The following is a 20,588-nucleotide window of genomic DNA, read 5'->3' as shown; positions in this document are numbered from 1 at the left end:
ACGTCACGCCCGCGCTTTTTCGCCGCGCACCTGCATCATCATGCTCAGCCCGTACGTGGTCTCTTCGTCGTCGACCGCACGCTGCAGCGCCGCGAGCACGCGCTCGCCCGCCGCGCGTGTCTCGTCCGAGGCGGTACGCCAGCGCTGGAGTGCCTCGCCGAAGCTCGCCACCTCGAGGCGCTTCGCCGCCCCGCGCACCGCGACGGGCTGGTGGGCGCTCACGCCGTGCACCGTGAAGCCCGCCGCGCGCACCAGCGAGCCGAGGCGTCGCGCGACGTTGTAGTCACAGCCGCGCTCGCGGGCCATCTGGTTGGCGAGCGCGTGCAGCTCGCCTTGCTCGGGGACGGGGGGGTCGGTGAAGGTGCTGTCCACGGCCGCCTCCTCCGACACCAGGACGCCGCCAGGCGCCAGCAGCTCGTGCGCGTGGAGCAGCACCCGCAGCGGCTCCGGGACGTGCATGAGCAGCAGGCGTGCGTACACCAGGTCGAAGCTACTCGGTGGCAGGTCGGTGTCCGCAGCGTCCATCCGCAGGAAGCGCACGTTCGGCAGGTCGCGGCAGCGCTCCGCGGCCACGCTCAGCTGGGCGTCGCTCGCGTCGATGCCGGTGACGCTGCCGCTGGGTCCCACCTGCTCGGCTAGCCAGCGCGTCATGCTGCCGGTGCCACAGGCCAGCTCCAGTACGCGCAGCCCGGCGAGCGGTGCGCCCGCGGAGAGGCCCCGCTGGCTGGTCTGCCCGTAGATCGCCTGCACCAGCGTGAGCCGGTCCGCAGCGTCCTCCCCCACATCGAGCAGGTAGCTGTCGCTCACCGTGACCTCAGGCCGCCATGCCAGCGGTGAGAAAGCGTCGCAGCGAGCCCATCTCGAGCGGCGTGAGCACTCCGTCGAGCCAGGCGCGTGCCTGATCGGGGGACTCGAAAACGGCGCGGGACTCGCCCCCCGCGTCCTTGAACAGCCGGTGGACCTGCAGGCCCATCACGGCCGACGGGTCCATCACCAGCACCTGCCGCTCGATGCGGTCGTTCTTGTCCCGCATGATGCCCAGCAGGAACTCCGAGGTCTTCGAGTCCAGCACGCGCATCCCCCGCCAATCCGTGGCCATGACGAAGCGCTCGCGCTTGGACGAGAGGATGCGCTGAAAGACAGGGAAGCTGGCTTGCAGCTCCTCGACCGTCACGCGGCCGGTCTGACGTACCTCGATCAAACGGCCCTCTCGGTTCTCTACAGTCACCATACGCGGTTCATCCCTTCTCTCTGTGTCGCCGTCTCATGGCGGGTTCGTGGAGGCTCAGGACGCCGAGCCACCCGTCGCGCGTCGCGTCACCAGCCCGCCGCGGTGGTCGGGTTCGAGGACGGGCTCCACGCCCATCTCGTGCGCGCTCTCGTGGACATAGACCCAGGCTACCCCACCAGGCATCGAGATGTCGCGTCTGAGTAGAGCGCTATCGAACTTTTTCTTGGTTACACCGCGCTTGTACAGATCGAACGTGACAAGCACGTGATCGGTCTCGATGCGCGCCATCTCGAGGTTTACGATTTGCGATGGAGGGTCACCTCGACGTACTCCATGGAGTGAGAGAAGTCGCTCCCAGTATTCGGACTTGCTCATCATGTTGCCGCTTGTGAGAAGCACACGAAAGTCGTCCGCAAGTGCGTTGAAGATGGGCCTCGCGCCGCTCTCTTCTCGTGGACAGAGACCGCGTGACCAGTAGTAGAATGTGCGATACCAAGATCGCACCTCCTGTTCGACCATCTGCTCCAAGTAGTCCACGCCATAGGCGAACGGCGTCCCCGCACGGGGAGTCAATGCGCTTGAAGATCCCATGAGATATCCCTCTCTCAGAGCACCAAGGTGGCTTTCGACCGGTTAGACCCTCAGTGACACAAACGACGATATACGCACCACTTGGTCGCGGTTACTGACGTTCACGTGGCCGGGGGCAGCGTGCGGCACACAACGACCCAAGTCTTGTGTGCACATTTCGTACGATAACAACGCATCGGCCGTATGTGCAACAAAATACAGAAACCTCGTGTCCAGGTCGGTCGTATGGCCGATCTTTTCAGTTTTCTGGTGTACGAACGAGCGCCGTTTGGTGACGCTTGCGGCGTGGCGAGCGCGACTCTCAGGCTCGCTCGAGGCGCTCCAGCGCTTGCGCGAGGGCCTCGGGACCGAACACGGTCCCAGCGTCGAAGCGCGACAACCACTCGCCGGCTTCGACGCCGGTCGCGAACGCCTTCGACGGGTACGGCTGGCGCGCCAGGGCGAAGGAGGCCGTCATCACGCTGCGCACGGCGCTCGCCCAGAAGCCCGTGCCAGCCAGCACCATGGCGGCCGCCAGCACGTGGGAGCCGTTCTCGTCGATCAGGTGCGCACCCCGTTGGCGCACCTCCGCGCTCGGAAGCGGTAGGTTGTGCTGCGCGAGGCCCAGGACCAGCGTGCGGGGATGACGCGCCATGAGCGCCCGATGATGGTCGTTGGCGGTCTCGAGACCCGAAAGGGTGAGCTCGCCACGGTACACGCACAGGTGCACGTTCGCGTAGGCTCCGACAGAGAGGGTGGCGTCCTGGTGGAGGACGGTGAGCGATGCGGGGCTCGGGCTGCGGACGCTGACGACCATGGGCGCAGCATAGCGCCAGTTGGTCGGCTCACGCTGGGGCGTCTATGCTGCTGGTCATGCTGCGCAGGGACGCTTCCCCCTCGGTCGGACCCGATGACGCGGCGCGTGTCACGGCGCGGAGCCGCATGCGCTGGGCGGGGCTCCTGATCGTCCTCGGTCTGGGCCTCGTGGCGGGCCTGTCCGTAGACCGCCACCTGCGGGCGGCAGGCGCCTTGCTGCGCTTTGGTGAGGGCGACGCGGCGGCCGAAGAGCGCGGGTGGCTGGCGTCGTATCGTGCGGACCAGGTCCAGGTGGAGGAGTCCGTCGTGGCGGGGCGCCCCCTGCGCAGCTATCGGCCGACGCGCAAACCCAGCGGACAGCTGGTGCTCGCGCACGGCATGCACCCTCTGGGCTACGACGAGCCACGCTTGGTCGCGCTCGCCCGCGCTCTCTCCGCGGCCGGGCTGGTGGTCCACACGCCCGATCAGCCGCGCCTCAAGGCCCTCTCACTCGACCCCCGCACGGCCAGCGAGCTGAGCGAGACGATGCGTGCGCTCATGGCGCGCGAGCGCACCGGCGCGCTGGGCGTGATGGCGATCTCCTTTGCCGGCGGTCTGGCGCTGCGCGCTGCGAGCGCCGACCAAGGCGCGTTTGCGTTCGTGGTGCCCGTGGGCGCGCATCACGACCTCGCGCGCGTTGTGCGCTGGTTCGCAGGTGAGCCCGCTCAGGGGCCCGACGGGCAGACGGTCACGCACGAGCCCCACCCGTACGGCGTGGGCCTGTTGGTGCACGCCGATCCTGCACGCTTCTTCCCGGCGGCCGAGGCGGACGTCGCGGGAGAAGCGCTCGACCTCGCGCTCCATGACCACTGGCGGGAAGCCAACGAGCGCGCCGCAGCGTTGTCCCCGGACGCTCGCGCCGTATTGCAGGAGGCGCGCGCGCCATCGCGACCCACGTCGCTCGCGCCCGGCTTGCTCTCGCTCTTGTCGGATCGCCGCGCCACCTTCGACGCGGCTTCCCCAGCGGGGCGCCTGCGCGGGCTGCGTGTGCCCGTGATGGTGCTGCACGGCGCGGAGGATCCCATCGTCCCGCCGACGGAGAGCCTGCACCTCGCCGCCGAGCTGCCTGCAGGTACGCGGCTGCTGGTGAGCGCGGCGCTGCGCCACGCCGAGACGGCAGAGACGAGCCTGCGCGAGCAGCTGGCGCTCGTGCACTTTATCGCGGCCGTCCTCGAGGCTGCCGAGTGACGTCCGTTTCGCGCACCTCTGCGCCGCGCTCGCGCGCGCGCCTCGCTCTCGTTCTTGCACTCGGCGCAACATCCGCGGCGTCTGGCTGCGGTGGCGCGCGCTCAGGGTCCCAGCCTGCCGGACCGGAGCCAGCCGCTGTGGTGAGCGCCGTGGCGGCCGACACGGCGACGCCCTCGGAGCTTGCCCCGAACGGGGTCTTCGCGCGCGCCACGGACATCCCTGCGCCTCGCCTCCCGAGCCCTGTGGCTGATGCGCAGCCCGCGTGCGGCGCCATGGGCCGACGTCCACTCGGCGCGGAGCTGCCGCTCTTGGGCGACCGTCTGTACATCCGCCCGCTCGAAGGAGCCTACGCGCAGCCACGTGCGTGGAACATCATGGGCGCCCCGGAGCCAGAGCGCAGCGAGACGCGGCTCTACTTCGAGGAGGGCGAGGACAAGCTGGTGGTGATGAGCTACGAGCTGTTCGCCACCGCTGGCCCCGACGTCGTCACGCGGGTGCAGGAAGAGGCGGCGCGGGCCTTCCCCGGGGACGACCTCGAGCGCATGGACGTCCTCGGTGACGGCGTGGAGGCGCTGCGCCTCGTGCCGCGCGTGTTGGACACGTCGAGCGAAGCGGTGCGCGTGCTGACCCTGTTCGTGATCGGGCGCGACCGCAGCCTGCAGGTGCTCTCGTTCTACGTGAACCCGGCCGCGGCGCAGACCAGCGGGGATGCGCGACGCGACCACGACGCGTGTGTCGAGCTGGCGCTGCGCTCCGCGCGCACCCTGCGGGCAGGGGGGCGCTCGCTCGCTACGGGTGCCACCGAGACGCTCGAGGCGGGTACGCGCCACCTGCAGGTCACGCTCCCTCCGCAGGGCACGCTGCTGACCCAGCCCGGGCCCGACTTCGTCGTGTATCGGCTGTTCGACCTGCTGCCCTTCGGCGCGCCGCGCGTGACCGGCTTCGTCTACTTCGGGGGCCACCCCATGAACATCCGCACCTCCACGGACATCATCGAGCAAGACGTGTTCGGTGCGCCGGCCCGCTTCTACGCCATCGCGCTCGAAGACGGCGCGACACGGCTGGATCTCATGGAGGACGTCGGGCACGGCTACTACGCGCACGTGCAGCTGACGGTCCCTGCGGGGGCCTCGGCCGCGTCATGGCTCGCCGCCCTGCGCGACGCGCGCTTCGTGCCGTGACGTGCCGCTCATGAGCGCTGCATCTGGCGTGAGGCGTCTACCCGCGGTGCTGGTGGTGCTCGGTGTGACGGCCTTCGTGGCTCTCACCGGTGCGTCCGCCGCGAGCTATTCGGGCGGGAGCGGAGCGGACCCCAACGCGCCCGGCTACTCGTGGGTGCACAACTACTGGTGCGACCTCTACCGCGATCGAGCGCTCGACGGCGCGGACCACCGTACGGGGGCGCTGCTGGCGCAGGTCGGTGCGCTGGGCGCGGTGCTGGCCATCTTCTGCGGCTTCTGGTGCGCGGGTGGGGCCTTCGGGGAGCGTGACCTGCCTCGCGCACGACGCGCCACGCGCGCGCTCGCCGCGGTGGCCTGCTTGGCCCTGATCGCGATCCCCCTCACGCCAGCGGACCGCTATGGGCGGCTGCACTTCCTGGTCGTGGGGCTCGCCGCGGGGCCTGCGCTCGTGGCGTTCACGCTGGCCGCCGCAGCGCTCGCGCGTGCGGAGAGGACCCTGCGGCTGCTCACCGCCGTCGCCTACGGGGCCTCGCTGCTCCACTTCGGACACTACCTGGCCGAGCTGTTCGGTGGGCCCGCCTGGGGCGCGGGCATCGCCGCCGAGCAGAAGCTGGTGACCGGGCTCGACCTCGCGTGGCTGCTCGTCGTGGCGCTCACCACACGCCGTCGCGCACCAGGCGCTTCACCTTCGTGAAGAGACCCTCGTGCGCGGGGTCCGTGGGCAACCCCTGCTCGGCGTCGAGCTCCCCCAGGCTCTTCACGCCCGCCAGCTTGCTCGTGGTGTCCAGCGCGGACGCGCCCTCGTCGTAGAGGTCGAACCACGGCAGGCCGTGCGCCTTGTAGCTGCTGGCGCTGATGGGCGAGGGGGGCGCGGGCTGACCGGTGATCTCGGCGTACAGCTCGCTGTTGCACAGGTGCACGAAGCAGCGCGTGCTGCGCGAGAGGTCCCAGGTGTCGAGCCCGTGCGGGTCCGGGTAGACCTTCTGCTTCATCTTTCCGCCCGCCGCGAGGCCCATGCTCGCAGCGCGGTTGCGGCTGGGGGCGGGCCCCATCGGCGCGCACGAGGGAGTCAGCATCGCGTCGAAGAAGCCACCTGCGCCCAAGGACGCCATCGGCGCCATCGGGGAGCCACCCGCGGCCGAGCACGGCATCGGCACCATCGGGAAACCTCCCGTGTGCGTCATGCGCGGCCGATCGGGGAAGCGCCCCGGCTTCGCCTCGACGACCCGCAGCTGCAGACCGCCGACCGTCTCCTCACCGGTGACCTGTCCCTCCACGGTCGTGCCGGAGCCGAGGGGCATGGCCACGAACTGCTTGATGGTGCCGTGCCCCGCGCAGATGCCGTCGAGCCACGGCTGCGGCGGCGTCACGAGGTAGTTCTGGCTGCCCTTGCGGCCGGGCTTGTCGGGGTCGCCCAGCGCGTCGCGGAAGGGCTCGCCCGTGATCGCGCAGACCTTCCCGATGCCCACCTGCACGGCCCGCGGCGCGTGCGTGGGCCCGCTGAACGAGATCCACATGGCCTCGCGCTGGTACATGGGCAGGAACACGCCGCCCTTCTCGCGCCAGCTCTCCGGCACGCGGTCGGCGTAGTCGTCCACGTGCAGCAGCGGGAACGCGCCGAGCGACGGCGGGAGCGGATACTGCCGGCCGTTGTCCGGGATGCGCAGCGTGCGGTGGAACGTGACGCGCAGCGCGCCCAGCTGCAGGGAGCTGCCGACGATGGCCACCTCCATGGGCTCGGGCGCCTGAACGGTGACGGGGGTGCGGTAGGGGCTGTGGGCAGGGTGAGTCATGAGCGTGGGTGTCCTTTCCCCAAGCTCGACGAGCCGCCGCGGGGAGTGTCACGCCACGCCCGCAGAAAAATCGTAAGTACGCGGAGTCACGAGCGGTTCGGGGCGCGAGAAAAAAAGTCTGTGACAAACCGTTCGGCTGGTTCGTCTACTCTCCTCGCGCCCATGAACACGCCTGTGCACAGCTTCGAGACGCACCTCGAGCGCGGCGACCTGAACGCCGCGGCGGAGTGGTTGGTGCGCACCCACGGGCGCGACGTGCTGCACCTGTGCACGGCCATCGTGCGGGACCGCGGCACGGCCGAAGACCTGGCGCAGGACGCGTTCAGCAAGGCCTTCACGGCCTTGCCCGACTTTCGCGGCGAGGCCTCGGCGCGCACCTGGCTGATGACCATCGCGCGCCATCGGTGCTTGGACCACCTGCGGAGGAGCGCGCGTCAGCCATGGTCGCTGGGCCGCGAGGAGGACCTCCGCGAGCCCGCGCATGCCAGTGACGACGTGGCGTTGGTGAGCGACCTGCTGGCGCGCCACGCGGACCTGCGTGTGGGACTCGATGCCCTCGACGAGGGGGACCGCGCCATGGTGCTGCTGCGCTTCGTGCACGGGCTGTCGTTCGAAGAGATCGCGACCAGCTTCGGGGTCAAGTCCGGCGCGGTGCGCATGCGTGTGGGGCGCGCGCTGAGCAAGATGCGCGACGCCATCGAGGGGGCCACGTCGCCGGAGCTCCCGTTGGACCTGCGCGGTTCGATCGTCGTCGGTGCGGCTCCGGTCCCGCGCCGCACGGGCGCACCCGCGGCTCCCGCAGCGTCGAACCGGGCCAACTCGGTCCTGTCCGCCACGCCGATCCCCACAGCGGGCGTCCCCACCATGCCGACCCCGCCGCCGGCCGCCGTCCCTGCGGGTCCGCCGCCCCCGTCTGCGCCGCCTCCCGCGTACGCCGGCCCTCCGGCGGGAGCCGCGCCGCCTCCCGCGGCGATGGCACCGGGGCCGCCGGCGCCTGCGGGGGCGCGTGGTGGTGCGCAGGGCCGCGATCGCGCCGAGGGTGCGTTCGCGCGGCTCCGCGCACGCGTGGCCCAGGTGTTCGGTGGGTCGGAATCGGGCGCACCCCTCAGCGCCATGCCCCCCGCGTCGGGCGCCACGGTCGACTCGGGGGCTGCGAGCACGTCGGACGCGCTCACGCGGACCCGGGCCGGTGGGGCGGACGGGGATGGCACCACCCTCGACCGCATGCTCGGCGCGCTCCTCTCCACGCTGGTGGGAGGGCAGGGGGACGACGCCGCCGACGACGCGTTCGTCCAGCGTCTGCTCGGCGACGTCCCGGACCGCGGCCCATCCGAGTAGCCAGGCCCGGTAGCCACGCGCGGCGTGCTCAGCGCACCTCGAAGGCCTCACGCGCGAGGACGGTCCCCGCGTCGTCGACCACCACGGCCTCCCACGTGCCTGGCGCGGTCACGTAGCGGCTGAAGCCCCAGGTGCGCCAGCGGCGCTGCGCGCCGGGCACGGCGAGCCCGATGTCGCCCACACGCTGGCCGTTCGGCCCGTCGAAGTAGATGCGGATGGACGCGTCGGCGACGTCCGGGTTGCGCGCCTCGACGAACGCGAAGACGCGGTCCTCGCCAGCCGTGAAGGCACCCTCGCGCACGATGGGCTCGCGGTCGACGACGTCGTGCGCGACGACCAGCCGGCGCACCGTCACGGTGTCGCTGGTGGAGGTGGTCCCCCTGGCACCGAAGCGCGCGGCACGCGGGGGCGCGACCCCTTCGGGGAGTGCGGCAGGCGCGGTCGGGGACGGGGCCTCCGTCGAGTCGTCCGCCGGGGCGGTGCGCGGCGCGCTGGGGGCCTGCACGGCGACCGCGCCCGACGGCTCCTCGGTCGGGGCCGCGGGAGCGGCGGCGGCGGCGTTGCTCTCACACGCGGCCAGCTGGGGCGCGCCGAGGGCCAGGAGGAGCAAGAGCGCGAGAGTGGAGTGATGTCGTGTGGTCATGTCCAAACGACAACGCAGGACCCGTGCCATCTCGAAATCATTGAGTTTCCTTTCACGACGCGCGCGTTCCCGCCGGCCCGTGGCGCACCAAGAGCCGCACTCGCGTGGGCGTCGTGACACGCCATACCGCCGAGTGCGGGCTACCGAAAGGCCGCGCTCAGCGGGGCTTGTGCGCCCGGAAGCGCAGGCGCGTGTAGTCCGCCACGTCGCGGCCCTGCTCGTCCCGCAGCGTGGCCTCGAGGCGCGCGACGGCGTGGGCGAGCACCTCGGCGCGCCGTGCCTCGGGGACGCGCGCGAGCTGGGCGCGGCCAAACGTCTCGAGCCAACCCGCGAAGCCCGCGTTCAGCACGGTCGGCCGCGCGACGAGCACGATCTCGTCCACGACGAAGCCGGCGCGCTCCAGCACGGCGCGGTGATGCTCTGGGGTGGGGAAGTACCAGGGGTCGGCACCCGACGCATCCACACCGGCCCGCTCCATCGCCGAGCCCAACGCCACGCGCACGGCCGCGACGCAGCCGAAGCCGCCCTGCTCGGCCACGAAGCGACCGCCGGGGCGCAGCGCCCGGAACACACCCGCCGAGACGCCATCCGCGTCGGGCATCCAGTGCAGCGCAGCGCTCGAGAACACGGCGTCGAACTCACCATCGAACGTGAGCGCTTCTCCGTCGACCAAGCGAGCGTCCAGCCCGAGGGCGCGCGCGGCCTCCACCATGGACGGAGACGCGTCGCCAGCCACCACACGCGCGCCCCGCTTCACCAGCTCTTCGGTGAGCACCCCGTCGCCCGCGCCCAGGTCGAGGACGACCTCGCCCGGTCGTGGGTCGAGCCAGTCCAGGATCACGTGGCCCAGCTGAGGCACGAAGGCGGCGTTCCGTTGGTACTGGGCCGCGTCGAAGGTGCGGCCGGCGTCGAGGGTGGCGTGTGTCATGGGTTTCAGTGTGGGGTCCCTATTGAACGCACACCAATATCAGCTAGATTGCGATCGATACTGTGGAGATATCGAATGTCGACACCCGCCGGCTTCGCCAATTCCTCGCCGTGCTGGACGCCGGGGGAGTGCGTGAAGCGTCGCGGCGCATCCACATCGCCCAGCCGGCGCTCAGCCGCACCATGGCCGAGCTGGAGGACGACCTGCGCGTCCAGCTCTTCGTGCGGCGAGGGCGCAGCATGGTCGCCACCGACGCGGCCCGCCTCGTGGCGCAGGACGCGCGTCGTCTGCTGGTGGAGCTCGACGACTTGGTCGCCCGCGCACGCGGCTTGGCGGGGGGCGTGGAGGGGCGCCTGCGCCTCGGCACCTCGCCTTCGGCCACGTTCCATCCGTTGGTGCCCGGGCTCATCCGCACGTTGGGTCAGGAGCGGCCCAAGGTGCACATCGAGCTCGTCGAACGGTCCACCGCGGCGCTGCTCGAGGCAGTGCACCAGCGCGAGGTGGACGCCGCGTTCGTGCGCCCCAGCGGTGCGTTGCCCGACGCGCTCTCGAGCCTCGTGCTCGTGCGGGAGCCGCTGTTCGCCGCGCTCTCCCCCGACCACCCGCTCGCCGGCCGCAAGCGCGTCGCGTTCGCGACCCTGCTCGACCAGCCTCTGCTGCTGCCTTCGCCGGGGCTCGGGTCCAGCCTGAGCGCGCTGGTGGACCGCCTCGCTGCCGCCGAGGGGCGGCCCCTGCGCGTGGCCGCGCACGCAGGCCACGCCGCGTCGCTCGTGCACCTGGCGGCCGCGGGTCTGGGCGTGGCGCTGGTGCCGGCTTCGCTCCAGTCCATGCGCAGCGATGGCGTGCGCTACGTGCGCGTCACCTCGGGTGCCACCTTGCCGCTGGTGCTGGCCACCCACACCGACGCGCACAACCCGGTGCTGGATGCCTTCATGCAGCTGGCGCGGGTGGCTGCCGAGCGTTGACGGCTGCTCGCGGTCGTCGACGTCCCACGGGGCCCCGGCCACGCGGCGCCGCACGCGCTCGCGCTGGACATCCACGGAGGCGCGCACTAGGCTGTCTCCCATGTTCGCTCGTCGCGCGCTGAACAGCCTCCTCCTATCGGGTCTATGCCCGGTCGGCAGGGGTGCCTAGCGCGCACGCGTTCACGTTGTCTTCGTCTCCAACGTTCCACCACCCCGCCGGCCCTCCGCCGCGGGGTGTTTGCGCGATGGCGCGGTTCCCCTCGGCTTCGAGCCGGCCAAGGACAGCTCCATGCCATCGATGCCATCCCACAAGTACCAGCCCGATCCCACGCCCGACTTTCCGCAGCGCACCTGGCCGTCCCGGCGCACGACGACCGCGCCCACGTGGTGCAGCGTCGACCTCCGCGACGGAAACCAGGCGCTGGTGGAGCCCATGGGCATCGCCCGCAAGCAGCGCATGTTCCAGGCGCTCGTCGCGATGGGCTTCAAAGAGATCGAGGTCGGCTTCCCCGCCGCGTCCCAGCCGGACTTCGACTTCGTCCGCGCGCTGATCGAGGAAGACGCCATCCCGGCGGACGTGACCATCCAGGTGCTGACGCAGGCGCGCCCGGAGCTCATCGACCGCACGTTCGAAGCGCTCGTCGGTGCACGGCGCGCCATCGTGCACCTCTACAATTCCACGTCGACCCTCCAGCGCCGCGTCGTCTTCGGCCTGGACTGTGCGGGCATTCGCGACATTGCGGTGCGCGGCACCGAGCGCGTGCGAGCGCGCGCAGAGGCGATGACGGGGACCGAGATCGTACTCGAGTACTCTCCGGAGAGCTTCACCGGGACCGAGCTGGACTATGCGCTCGAGGTCTGCACCGCGGTCATGGACGTGTGGCAGCCCGGGCCCAACCGGCCGATCGTGATCAACCTGCCCGCCACCGTGGAGATGACGACGCCGAACGTCTACGCGGATCGCATCGAGTGGTTCTCGCAGCGCTTGCCCGACCGTAAGCACGTGGTGCTCAGCGTGCACCCGCACAACGACCGGGGGACGGCGGTCGCCGCAGCCGAGCTCGCCCTGTTGGCGGGCGCCGACCGCATCGAGGGGACGCTGTTCGGCAACGGTGAGCGCACGGGGAACGTGGACATCGTCACGCTGGCGCTCAACCTGCACACGCAGGGCGTCGACCCGGGTCTCGACCTGAGCGACATCGACGCGTTGGTGCGCACGGCCGAGCACTGCAACAGGCTCCCGGTGCACCCCCGACACCCGTATGCGGGCGAGCTCGTGTACACGGCGTTCTCCGGGTCCCATCAGGACGCCATCAAGAAGGGCCTGGCCGCGCAACGCGAGCGGACGGACGGCGTGTGGGAGGTCCCCTACTTGCCCATCGACCCACACGACGTCGGCCGCAGCTACGAGGCCGTCATCCGCGTCAACAGCCAGTCCGGGAAGGGCGGGGTGGCGTACCTGCTCGAGACGGACCATGGCTTCGTGTTGCCTCGGGGTGTGGCCATCGAGGTCAGCGGCGTCGTGCAGGAACACAGCGAACGCGCGGAGGCCGAGGTCGACAGCGCGACGCTGCACCAGATGTTCCAAACCCACTTCGTGCGTACCCCGAGCCAGCTCGGGCTGGGCGAGGTCGCGGTTCGTCCCGTCGACCAGGACCGCGCGGTGGAGCTGTCGTTGGTGTGGCAGACCCGCGCGCTGCGCGGCGTCGGCAGCGGGCCCGTGGAGGCGCTCGTCAACGCGCTCGTCGACGCCGATGGAGGCGCGCTGCGCGTCGTCCACTTCAGCCAGCATGCGTTGGCTGTCGGGGCGGAAGCGGAGGCGGCGGCGTACGTCGGCCTTCGCGGCGAGGATGGGCGGGTCGTTCATGGCGTTGGAACCGACACGAACACCCTGCGTGCGTCGTTGGCAGCTGTCCTCGTTGCCTACGAGCGCGCGCAGCAGATGCTCGGCGCAGCGCGCGCGGCAGAGTGACGTCCGCGGGCGACGCTCCGGACCGGGCGTCCTACCTACGCGGCTTCGATCCCCGCTCGACCTTCGACCCCTCGCCGTCGCGGCGCCTCTTGGTGGCCGCGATGGCGCCGTCGCCCACGGCGACCCAGAGGGCCGCGACGTCATCGAGCAGCTCGTCGAAGGTCATGTCGAACTGCCCAGAGAGCCAGCCGAGGATGATCTCCGCGCTCCCGCCGATCAGCATCGCGGAGCCGATCTGCGCGATGGGGAGGGGCCCAGGCGCGTGGTGGTAGTCGAGGCTGAACGCGGAGAGGCCCTGGGCGAGCGTGTTGATGGTCTCCTGCCGGTGAGCCTGCGTGTGAGGGTGGTCGCTCATCGTCGTGAACAGCACCTTCGGTCGACGAGGGTCCTCCACCAACCAGCCGATGACGCGACCGAGCACCTGACGTGCGAGCGTCGCGGTGTCCATGCCCGCGCTCATGGCCTCGATCGCGGCCTCACTGCCAATGCCGAGCAACTGGACGGCCAGGTCGTCCACGACCGCCCCCGCCAGCGACTCCAGATCGGAGAAGCTCTCGTAGAAGTAGCGCTTGTTGAGCTGCGCATCCCGGCACAGCTGCGCAATGGAGAGACCCCTCCAACCGCCGTCGTCGGACAGCTGCGCGAACGCCGTGTCGATCAGCGTCTTGCGTCGCGTCTCGACGCGCTGCTCGGCGGACTCACCGAGATAGGGGCGGTGGATGGGTGGGGGCATGGGTTGGGGACGACGCTGCGACGCGACTGACTCTGACGGGCACGGCTTGACAACGCCAGAAGGACTCGTTCATTTTTGGTACGTATCGGTACCAAAAATGAACGAGTCCCGCTCGAGGAGCCACGCTCCGAGCGACTCACCGCCCACACGAGAGCCATGCCCAGCACCCACGCCACCACGCCATTCGCCGCCTCACGAGCAACACCCCAGCGCCGCGAGAGCGACGAGGAACGCCTGACCCGCCTGCGGCGTCTCGCCGAAACCAGCCCTGAGCGGAGTGAGCGCGAGGGCTGGGCATGGTTGCAGGAGCTGTGCGCGCCAGCGGCGCACTATCGCCTGCCCTGGCTCTTCGCGCAGGGCACGGCGCCCGAGTCCCCCGACGGTGACTGCGAAGGCATCGTGATGAACCTCCACGGCTCACCCTGGCTGGTGGGGCTCGACCGTTTGGTCCGGCTCGGGCAATGGCTCGGCGGCATCGGATGGACCGGGAAGAGCTTCTCCGCCACGGCGGGCACGGGCTACAACCGCCTCACCAAGAGCTCGCGCATCGCCGCTACCATCGCCTTGCCTCGCTACGCGTTTCGGACGCAGGGCGACGAGCTGATCGGCTTCCCCTTCTACCACGCGCTCGAGAGCTCGCCGGTGGCGCCGCACGGCATGGTGCGGTCGATCACGTACGACGCGCCCGAGCACGGCAACCCGCTGGTGCTCCCGCGGACGCGCGACGAGCTCGTCGAGATCGTGCCGGGGGTGTACCTGGGCCGCGCACTCCTCCGCGGCCGGCACGGCTGGGACGTGGTCGGCTACTTCGGCCTCCGGGCTCCCCGCGCGACGGGGGCTGCGACGTGAGCGTTTCGCTGGAAGCGAGCGGTCGCCTGCGTCACGGGCGGGGGGCCGTGGCATCGGCAAGGCGACGGCCGAGGCGCTGGCACGCGCCGGCGCCTGGAGTGGTGATCGGCGACGCCGATCCTCGGCCCGCCCAGGCTGTGGCAGACGCGATCGGGACGACAGCCACCGCGGTCCGCGTGTGTCGTCGCGGACCCCGCTTGCGTCTCGCTCGCGCCTTGTGGACGCTGCGTTGCAGCCACGGGCCCATCGACGTGCTGGTGAACAACGCGGGGATCCAGCGCACACGGGGCGTTCGTCGACACGCACGCAGGATGCTCGAGCTGCAGCTGCGCGAGATCGCGATCAACCCTCGGCGGTGTCGTCGCGTCGGAACGCGCTTGGTGCTGCCTGGCCAGCATGCTCGTCGGTGAGGAACCAGGGGCCACATCGTGAACGTGGCCTCGATGGCCGCGAAGATGACCGTGCCCGGCGCCGCGGTGTACTCGGCCAGCAAGTTCGGTGTGGCGAGCTTGTCACGCGCCATCCGATCGGAGATCGCCGAGTCCAACGTCACCATCACGACCGTGCTGCCCTCGGCTGTCCAGACGGACCTCACGGCGGGTCTCGACATCCGCGGTGTCCCGACGTCGAGGCCCTCCGACATCGCGCGGGAGATCGTGGCGTCGTGCGAACACGGTCGGCCCGAGGTCACGGTGCCACGCTGGCTGGCTCCCGTCGGCGTCGTCGAGAGCGGTGTGCCAGAGCGCTGGGCCGAGAGGCTGAAGCGCGCCGTGGGGGCGCAGAAGCGCATCACGGCCAAGAACGAGACGACGCGCGCCTACCAGGCTCGGACGGCGCGCTCCTGACGTCCGGCTCGCTGCGGTCGACCGGCAGAGACCACAGGCAAGTCGTCGGAACACCTCGTTCGCGTCGGTGTCCCGTCGCTCGTGGCAGGACTGCGCGCAGGGAAGCGCTATGCGCGGCTCAGGTCGCGCAGCGCGTCGGCGTGCTGCTCCCAGTGTTGCCCGTCGAAGTCCTCGATGGTCACGCGCGGTGGGCGCGTCTCGAGGCAGCGCAGGTTCACGCTGACGCCGTCGGGGTTGGAGCGCGGCGTGTAGAAGGGCTTCACCCCGCAGTGCTTGCAGAACGTGTGCTGCGCCACGCCCGTGTTGAACGTGTAGGTGGTGATGTCCGTCGGGTCGGTCAGCAGGCGAAAGCGGCTCTTCGGCACGATCACGTGGAGGAAGCCCACGCGCTCGCACATGGAGCAGTTGCAGCGCTGCACGACGACCTCGTCGGGAAGCTCCACCTCGGCGCGCACGGCGCCGCAGTGACAGCTGGTGACATGCTTCATGAGCTTCCTGCTTCCGAAGTGGGGGCGTCGGGGTCACCTCCGCGCGTCCGGTTCCGCGTGACGGTCCACGCCAGCGCCGCCGTGAGCCCGCTCGTGCCGACGGCCACCAAGGCCAGCAGAGCGCCGCAGTTCATGGCCTCCGAGAGACCCCGCGCGAGCGCCGTAGCCCTGGACGCGCTGTCCGCACCTGCGATGTCCTCGAACGTACGAATCACGATCCCCACCCCGACGAGCGGCGCCGCGATGGCCACCATGGCGCCCACCAAGCCGACCTTCAGCGCGGCGCGGGCCCGGCTCGTGGGGGACGCCCGATGCACCGCGACGGCATGCCGCAGCGCCCACCAGGGAAGCACGAGGTAGGCCGCCAGCGTGACCAGCCCCAGCACCAAGAATCCGACGTCCATCGCGTGAGCGTAGCGCGCTTCGAACTCTCCGAGCACGGGCGCACTCCAGCCCATGGTCACGCACACGCCCAAGGGCACGTCCCTCCGACCCGTCCAGCGGGGCCGAGCGCGGCTCGGGTCACGTGCGCGGCGTCTCTGCCCGCAGCTCGGCCAGCATGTTGCAGAACAGCGCGCCCTGTTCGATGGCGTCGTCGAGCGCGACGTGCGTGTGGGGCAGCGGGTCGAACCAGCGCTTGGGCATGTGGCGCTTGGTGGCGTCGCGGTAGCCCCCGCCCAGGAGCGCCATGGCCAGGGTCTTCACGTCCAACGCCGAGTGCGAGAACGGGCAGCGCCCCGCGAAGCGAATCAGGTACCAGTACACGAACATGAAGTCGTACGCGGCCGGGTAGCCCACGAACACGGGGCGCCCGGGCAGCGCCTCGAGCCAGGCCACGTAGCGCGGCATGACGGTCGCCGGGCCCTCGGTGTCACGCCGGCACGCCTCCCACGCCTCGGGGTTCTTGGCCCAGAACGCCATCGTGTCCGGAGCGCCCGTGGCCCCCTCGAGGGTCTCGAGGTTGGCGCTGAAGGTGCTGACCAGGGTCTTGTCGGCCAGGTAGGCGGCCGACCCGAAGCTGAGCATGGAGTGCGGCCCGGGGATGGGCCCGTCGGCTTCGACGTCGGTGCTGATGTAGATCTCGGGCTTGGTCATGGTTCGGCGCTATGCAGCGCATGGGATGCGCGCATGCGTGGTCCTAGGGCTCGCGCCGCAGGGCGTCGCGCACGAGCGCGTAGTCGATGCAGTTGTAGATGAACGTCTCCGCGTCCGCCCAGGTCGTCGGACGCGACACCGGCAGACTCCCCAACATGACGCTGCTCCCCGACACGAGGTGCGGCGCTCGAGAACGTAGCCAACTCATGACGACGGCGTTCTTCATGCGACCACGCTTGCCTCTCGTGAGCGTCCCATCGTGCCATAGCGTCATGGCTTCCCCCGACGTCGTCACGAACTTGTCCAAGTCGAGCTGGAGCGAATTGTGGCGCTGGTCGAAGTCGTCCACGGCGACGATGAGCATCGTAGTTCCCGACGTGTTCCCGAACTTCGGGTGGTTCAGCCCCGTGGACTCTACGGAAAAGCGCCCGCTGCGGCCGCTGTAGTCGGGATCGTCCTCGAAGTACAGCAACCCAGCCAGGTTGCTCAGGTAGCCATGGTGTTCTCGTGGTGACCCCTCGCCAAGCACGCCGAGCTCCTCGAGGATCGCATAGTCCTTGGAGGTCGGAGCGAGATGATGTGGACGCGGTGCGGCGGGCTCCTGTTCCACCTCCGGTGGCAGACGACCCGCCACGAGGTCTGCGTAGCGCGGGGCGTGTTCGAGCCGCGCCAACCGACCACCAGACGCCTCCACAGCGTACCAAGCCGTCGTGTCGCCATTGGTGAGACCGATGACGCCGGCCTCGGGCTCGACGAGGTCGTGGTAGCGCAGCGCTTGATCGAGGACGTCATCAGTCAGAGCGACGCCTGGCGCCTTGCACTCGACCACGAACAGGGGCTCGTCCTCTGGGCTCCAGACCACGATGTCGGCGCGTCCGCGCGCGTCACGCTTGAAGTGTGTCATGCAGTGCTCGAGCGTCACGGCCCAATCAGGCACGCCCAGGTCCCTCTTCAGGTGCATGACAAACTTCTGTCGGATGACTTCCTCGGGTGTCGAGGGCACCAACAACTGACGGCACTCATCCCAGAGCACGCGTCTCCCGCCGCGTCGGTACACGGCGGGCGTTGGAAAGTCACCGGAAACGAAGGGCGGCGGGTTGCGTCGAACAGTCGGCACGAATGACCTTCAGCGAGGCGCCACCGGAGTGACGGCCCGGGCAAGGCCCACCGACCGCGCAGAGCACGTGTCGTTGAGCTCCACGTCGTCGAGGCTCGCGAGGATTGGCTGGACCTGTACGAAGGTGCGTCCATCCGCCTCGAGCGGGAGCAGCTCCAGGAGCATCGCTTCGAAGGTGGCGCTTGGGAGGGCGCCAGCCAGTACGCTGTTCGTCATTGCGTCGTCGCCGATGGTGCCGAAGCGTCACGCTGCTGTCGAGGTTGGTGGCGGTGTGTCGTCACATGGACCGCTGCCTTGAACACCCCTGGTCGTTGGACGATCCGACCGCGGCGATGGGCCCCGGTCGTCTGGGGGGGCAGATGCGTGATACTGTCTTGGAACACACCGAAGGGGGAGCCGTGCCACACCGACGTAAGAACAGGGGTCCCAACGCGCTGCCGTACGCGTCCGACGAACGCTCGTGGTCTGGCGCCCTCGGGCTCGCGGTCCTCATGCTTGCCCAGTCCGGCTGCGACGACGCGCCCGCCCCGTCTCGCTCGCACTTCGTGGGCAGCTCGGTGCTGCTAGCGGCCGACGAGCCAGGCAGCGTGCTGTACGCCCGCGAATACCCGGACGACCCGCGCGACCTCTCCGTCACCGTGCTGGCGGGGGAGGTCGAGGCGCTCCTGGGTTTCGATGCGTTGTTCAACCCCTTCGGCTCGGCGGCCGCCACCGTGGTGCACGTCGATGCAGCCTCGGCGGGCCGGCGCGCCACGCTCGAGCTACGTTATCGCGACGTGCCGGTCGACAGCGTCGAGGTCGAGTACGCCCCCGAGGGTGTGGCTGGGCTCATGGGCCTGCCAGCGCTCGCCGAGCAGACGCCCTCCTTCGACCCGCTCGGCGCGGTGTGTGTCGTCGAGAGACACGTGATCCATGCGCTCGCGGTCCGACGAGCAGCGGATGGTCGCCTGCTCGACGCAGCGCTCCCGGTGGGAACGAACGTCCGCGCCAGCGACTTCACGTTCGACGTGGAACCCGTGGCGTTCGGCGCAGGGGCCCACTTCGTCTCGTTCCATGCGCCCGACGCGGGCACGCACGAGGTGGAGCTCGCTTCGGGCGACGACGACCGTACCTGGATCGTCGAGCTACGTGTCGTGCGCGAGGACGAGTTGGTCTCCCTCGAGCTCCAGACGCCCAGCGAGGATGGACTGGTCGCAGGCACGCTCGTCTCCGTCCTGCGTACCGTAGACGGATGTCCGGTGCTTGGTCCTAGGCTGGTGCTCGACGTCGGCGGCGAGACCCTGGAGAGGTCGAGCGGCTGGGATGGGACGTTCGGCACAGGTCTCGTCCCTGGTACCGAGCTCCGCGCGCAGTGGGGCGAACTGGAGGCGACAGCCATCTACTGACGCATCGCCCTCTCGCGGTGGGTCGGTCAGGATGGCTCGCGCGGCGGGTGCAGATCCACCAGGGTCGCCCCCCAGCCCCCCCGTTCCGGGGGCGCCAGCCGGTAGGCCTTCACCGCGGGAGAGCGCGCCAGGCGCGCGTGGACGGTGCGGCGGAGCACGCCCTTTCCCTTGCCGTGCACCACGCGCAGGGCCAACACGCCGGCGTCCCGACAGGCCGCGATGTAGGCGTCCACCACGTCACCCACCTCCGCTGGCCGGAAGTGATGAAGGTCCAGCACGCCGTCGAGGGGGATCGCGGACGGGCTCACCTGCGCGCGTGCGTCGACTTCGCTCGGGTCTGGGTACCTCGGGACGTACGGGGGCGGCGCCAACCAGCGCCGGATGCGCGTCCAGAGGGTCATGCGGGTGCAACGTAGCGCCCCACCCCGCGCGGGGCACGACCGCTACGCCTGAACGGGCGGCTCGTGCGTGGCCTTCCACGCTTCGACCAGCGCGCGGTTGTCGTGGTTCCAGGGATGAAAGTCCCCGCGGTAGAACTGCCGGTAGGGCTTGGCGACCGAGGTCACGATGCCGTTCCTCCCGAACAGCAGCTTCGCCGTCTTCACTACCTCGCCGGCGCTCGGGACGTGGCCCAGCGCCTTCAGCGTCATCGCGCTGCGGCGGACCTGCTGCGCCAGGAAGAAGACGGTGGTCAGGAGCCCCACGCGGCGGAGCAGGTCGCGATCACCGCTGACCGCCTCGAACACGTCGAACGCGACCGCCTTGTGCTCGATCTCTTCGATCGCGTGCCACATGAGCAGCTCGCGCGCGGGCTCCGGCATGGCCTCCATCATCTCTTCGTGGGTGAGCATGTACTCGGCGAGGATGGCGGTGATGTGCTCCAGCACGACGGTGCTTGCCAGCCGCACCGCTGGCGTCCTGTCCGCGGCGATGGCCTCGATGCTGTCCTCGACGTCCTTTTCGATGGCCGTCGCGGCGAAGCCCATCGAGTCCAGCCAGACGTTGGCCAGCCGGTGCTGGTGGGAGTGCTGGCCTTCCTGCGCCGCGAAGCCGCGCATCTGGTCGCGCAGGACGGGGTCCGTGATGCGGTCGCGATAGTGCATCACGCTCTGCACGAACTCTTTCTCGCCCGGCGGGAACGTGGCGGAGAGCGCAGACAGGATGGCCGTCATGAGACCGTTGCCATCGAACCAGAACGGCGTCCGGACCGAGTCGAAGTCGAAGTCCATCTTGCGCTTGGGGATGGGCGCGCGGTCGCGAGCCTGGGGTGTCGAGGTGATCGTGGTGGCTGCTGTCATGGTGGTGCTCCAGCTCATGGCGGGCATCGCCGCCGATAGTTATTGAAGCTCGGTCAATAAAACGTAGGTTGCTATTGAACGAAAGTCAATGGTGGACACCGGGGCCACGTGTGA

At 70.2% G+C, this 20,588-nt stretch carries 25 protein-coding genes; 10 read left to right on the top strand and 15 right to left on the bottom strand.

The annotated features are described in order from the left end of the window. Positions 1-3: 3 nt before the first annotated feature. From H6726_17630 to H6726_17615, 4 genes are all read right to left on the bottom strand, one after another. Positions 4-807, bottom strand: a complete 804-nt coding sequence (locus H6726_17630; GenBank protein ID MCB9659470.1) for a class I SAM-dependent methyltransferase — start codon at positions 805-807, stop codon at positions 4-6. A gap of 7 nt (positions 808-814) precedes the next feature. Continuing rightward, positions 815-1,231, bottom strand: a complete 417-nt coding sequence (locus H6726_17625; protein MCB9659469.1) for a hypothetical protein — start codon at positions 1,229-1,231, stop codon at positions 815-817. Positions 1,232-1,285: 54 nt separating this feature from the next. Next, the gene (locus tag H6726_17620; GenBank protein ID MCB9659468.1) at positions 1,286-1,768 is read right to left on the bottom strand and encodes a hypothetical protein; all 483 of its coding nucleotides are present in this window, start codon (positions 1,766-1,768) and stop codon (positions 1,286-1,288) included. A gap of 355 nt (positions 1,769-2,123) precedes the next feature. After that, entirely contained in the window at positions 2,124-2,618 is a 495-nt protein-coding gene (locus H6726_17615) for a hypothetical protein (protein MCB9659467.1), read from the bottom strand. Positions 2,619-2,674: 56 nt separating this feature from the next. Here H6726_17615 and H6726_17610 point away from each other — a divergent pair, with 56 nt between their 5' ends. From H6726_17610 to H6726_17600, 3 genes are all read left to right on the top strand, one after another. After that, complete coding sequence (locus H6726_17610) at positions 2,675-3,844, top strand: alpha/beta hydrolase (protein ID MCB9659466.1); 1,170 nt, start codon at positions 2,675-2,677, stop codon at positions 3,842-3,844. Positions 3,845-3,993: 149 nt separating this feature from the next. Beyond that, the gene (locus H6726_17605; protein ID MCB9659465.1) at positions 3,994-5,025 is read left to right on the top strand and encodes a hypothetical protein; all 1,032 of its coding nucleotides are present in this window, start codon (positions 3,994-3,996) and stop codon (positions 5,023-5,025) included. Positions 5,026-5,035: 10 nt separating this feature from the next. Then, complete coding sequence (locus tag H6726_17600; protein MCB9659464.1) at positions 5,036-5,719, top strand: hypothetical protein; 684 nt, start codon at positions 5,036-5,038, stop codon at positions 5,717-5,719. Here the strand turns inward: H6726_17600 and H6726_17595 are convergent. Then, the gene (locus H6726_17595) at positions 5,679-6,818 is read right to left on the bottom strand and encodes a hypothetical protein (protein MCB9659463.1); all 1,140 of its coding nucleotides are present in this window, start codon (positions 6,816-6,818) and stop codon (positions 5,679-5,681) included. The two genes, H6726_17600 and H6726_17595, sit on opposite strands and share 41 nt — an antisense overlap. Positions 6,819-6,980: 162 nt before the next feature. Here H6726_17595 and H6726_17590 point away from each other — a divergent pair, with 162 nt between their 5' ends. Further along, on the top strand, positions 6,981-8,156 hold the full coding sequence (locus H6726_17590; GenBank protein ID MCB9659462.1) for a sigma-70 family RNA polymerase sigma factor: 1,176 nt from the start codon (positions 6,981-6,983) through the stop codon (positions 8,154-8,156). Between the two features lie 28 nt (positions 8,157-8,184). Here H6726_17590 and H6726_17585 read toward each other — a convergent pair whose 3' ends face one another. Both H6726_17585 and H6726_17580 read right to left on the bottom strand, forming a co-directional pair. Then, a complete protein-coding gene (locus H6726_17585) occupies positions 8,185-8,799 on the bottom strand; it encodes a DUF2914 domain-containing protein (protein MCB9659461.1) in 615 nt (204 codons plus the stop codon). Positions 8,800-8,956: 157 nt separating this feature from the next. After that, positions 8,957-9,727 (bottom strand): methyltransferase domain-containing protein, encoded by a 771-nt coding sequence (locus H6726_17580; protein MCB9659460.1) that lies wholly within the window; start codon positions 9,725-9,727, stop codon positions 8,957-8,959. Positions 9,728-9,789: 62 nt separating this feature from the next. Here H6726_17580 and H6726_17575 point away from each other — a divergent pair, with 62 nt between their 5' ends. Together H6726_17575 and leuA are read left to right on the top strand one after the other, a co-directional pair. Further along, on the top strand, positions 9,790-10,692 hold the full coding sequence (locus H6726_17575) for a LysR family transcriptional regulator (GenBank protein MCB9659459.1): 903 nt from the start codon (positions 9,790-9,792) through the stop codon (positions 10,690-10,692). Positions 10,693-10,981: 289 nt separating this feature from the next. After that, complete coding sequence (leuA, locus tag H6726_17570) at positions 10,982-12,664, top strand: 2-isopropylmalate synthase (protein MCB9659458.1); 1,683 nt, start codon at positions 10,982-10,984, stop codon at positions 12,662-12,664. Between the two features lie 31 nt (positions 12,665-12,695). On the opposite strand, the gene H6726_17565 is transcribed toward leuA, so the two are convergent. Next, positions 12,696-13,397, bottom strand: coding sequence for a hypothetical protein (locus tag H6726_17565; GenBank protein MCB9659457.1), 702 nt, complete (start codon positions 13,395-13,397; stop codon positions 12,696-12,698). A 156-nt stretch (positions 13,398-13,553) separates the two neighbouring features. On the opposite strand from H6726_17565, the gene H6726_17560 reads away from it, so the two are divergent. The 3 genes from H6726_17560 (at position 13,554) to H6726_17550 (ending at position 15,091) form a co-directional block, all read left to right on the top strand. Further along, positions 13,554-14,246, top strand: a complete 693-nt coding sequence (locus tag H6726_17560; GenBank protein MCB9659456.1) for a hypothetical protein — start codon at positions 13,554-13,556, stop codon at positions 14,244-14,246. Positions 14,247-14,443: 197 nt separating this feature from the next. After that, complete coding sequence (locus H6726_17555; protein MCB9659455.1) at positions 14,444-14,656, top strand: hypothetical protein; 213 nt, start codon at positions 14,444-14,446, stop codon at positions 14,654-14,656. Between the two features lie 18 nt (positions 14,657-14,674). After that, on the top strand, positions 14,675-15,091 hold the full coding sequence (locus H6726_17550; protein MCB9659454.1) for an SDR family NAD(P)-dependent oxidoreductase: 417 nt from the start codon (positions 14,675-14,677) through the stop codon (positions 15,089-15,091). A gap of 107 nt (positions 15,092-15,198) precedes the next feature. Here the strand turns inward: H6726_17550 and H6726_17545 are convergent, their stop codons facing one another. From H6726_17545 to H6726_17525, 5 genes are all read right to left on the bottom strand, one after another. Beyond that, the gene (locus H6726_17545; GenBank protein MCB9659453.1) at positions 15,199-15,579 is read right to left on the bottom strand and encodes a GFA family protein; all 381 of its coding nucleotides are present in this window, start codon (positions 15,577-15,579) and stop codon (positions 15,199-15,201) included. Next, entirely contained in the window at positions 15,576-15,983 is a 408-nt protein-coding gene (locus tag H6726_17540) for a hypothetical protein (GenBank protein ID MCB9659452.1), read from the bottom strand. The genes H6726_17545 and H6726_17540 overlap by 4 nt, the downstream gene beginning before the upstream one ends. Before the next feature lie 118 nt (positions 15,984-16,101). Further along, positions 16,102-16,674 (bottom strand): exonuclease, encoded by a 573-nt coding sequence (locus tag H6726_17535; GenBank protein MCB9659451.1) that lies wholly within the window; start codon positions 16,672-16,674, stop codon positions 16,102-16,104. 43 nt (positions 16,675-16,717) lie between these two features. Further along, a complete protein-coding gene (locus H6726_17530) occupies positions 16,718-17,635 on the bottom strand; it encodes a type I restriction enzyme HsdR N-terminal domain-containing protein (protein MCB9659450.1) in 918 nt (305 codons plus the stop codon). 165 nt (positions 17,636-17,800) lie between these two features. Further along, positions 17,801-18,007, bottom strand: a complete 207-nt coding sequence (locus H6726_17525) for a hypothetical protein (protein ID MCB9659449.1) — start codon at positions 18,005-18,007, stop codon at positions 17,801-17,803. 182 nt (positions 18,008-18,189) lie between these two features. Between H6726_17525 and H6726_17520 the strand changes: the two genes are divergently transcribed. After that, entirely contained in the window at positions 18,190-19,176 is a 987-nt protein-coding gene (locus H6726_17520; protein MCB9659448.1) for a hypothetical protein, read from the top strand. Between the two features lie 26 nt (positions 19,177-19,202). On the opposite strand, the gene H6726_17515 is transcribed toward H6726_17520, so the two are convergent. Next, the gene (locus H6726_17515; protein MCB9659447.1) at positions 19,203-19,577 is read right to left on the bottom strand and encodes a Smr/MutS family protein; all 375 of its coding nucleotides are present in this window, start codon (positions 19,575-19,577) and stop codon (positions 19,203-19,205) included. Positions 19,578-19,619: 42 nt separating this feature from the next. Then, a complete protein-coding gene (locus H6726_17510) occupies positions 19,620-20,474 on the bottom strand; it encodes a metal-dependent hydrolase (protein ID MCB9659446.1) in 855 nt (284 codons plus the stop codon). Positions 20,475-20,588: the final 114 nt, after the last annotated feature.

This window comes from Sandaracinaceae bacterium, from assembly GCA_020633055.1.
Taxonomy (GTDB): Bacteria; Myxococcota_A; Polyangia; order Polyangiales; family Houyiibacteriaceae; genus JADJJE01.
Note: the sequence above shows the minus strand (reverse complement) of the source record. Positions and strands in the feature narration are given on the sequence as shown.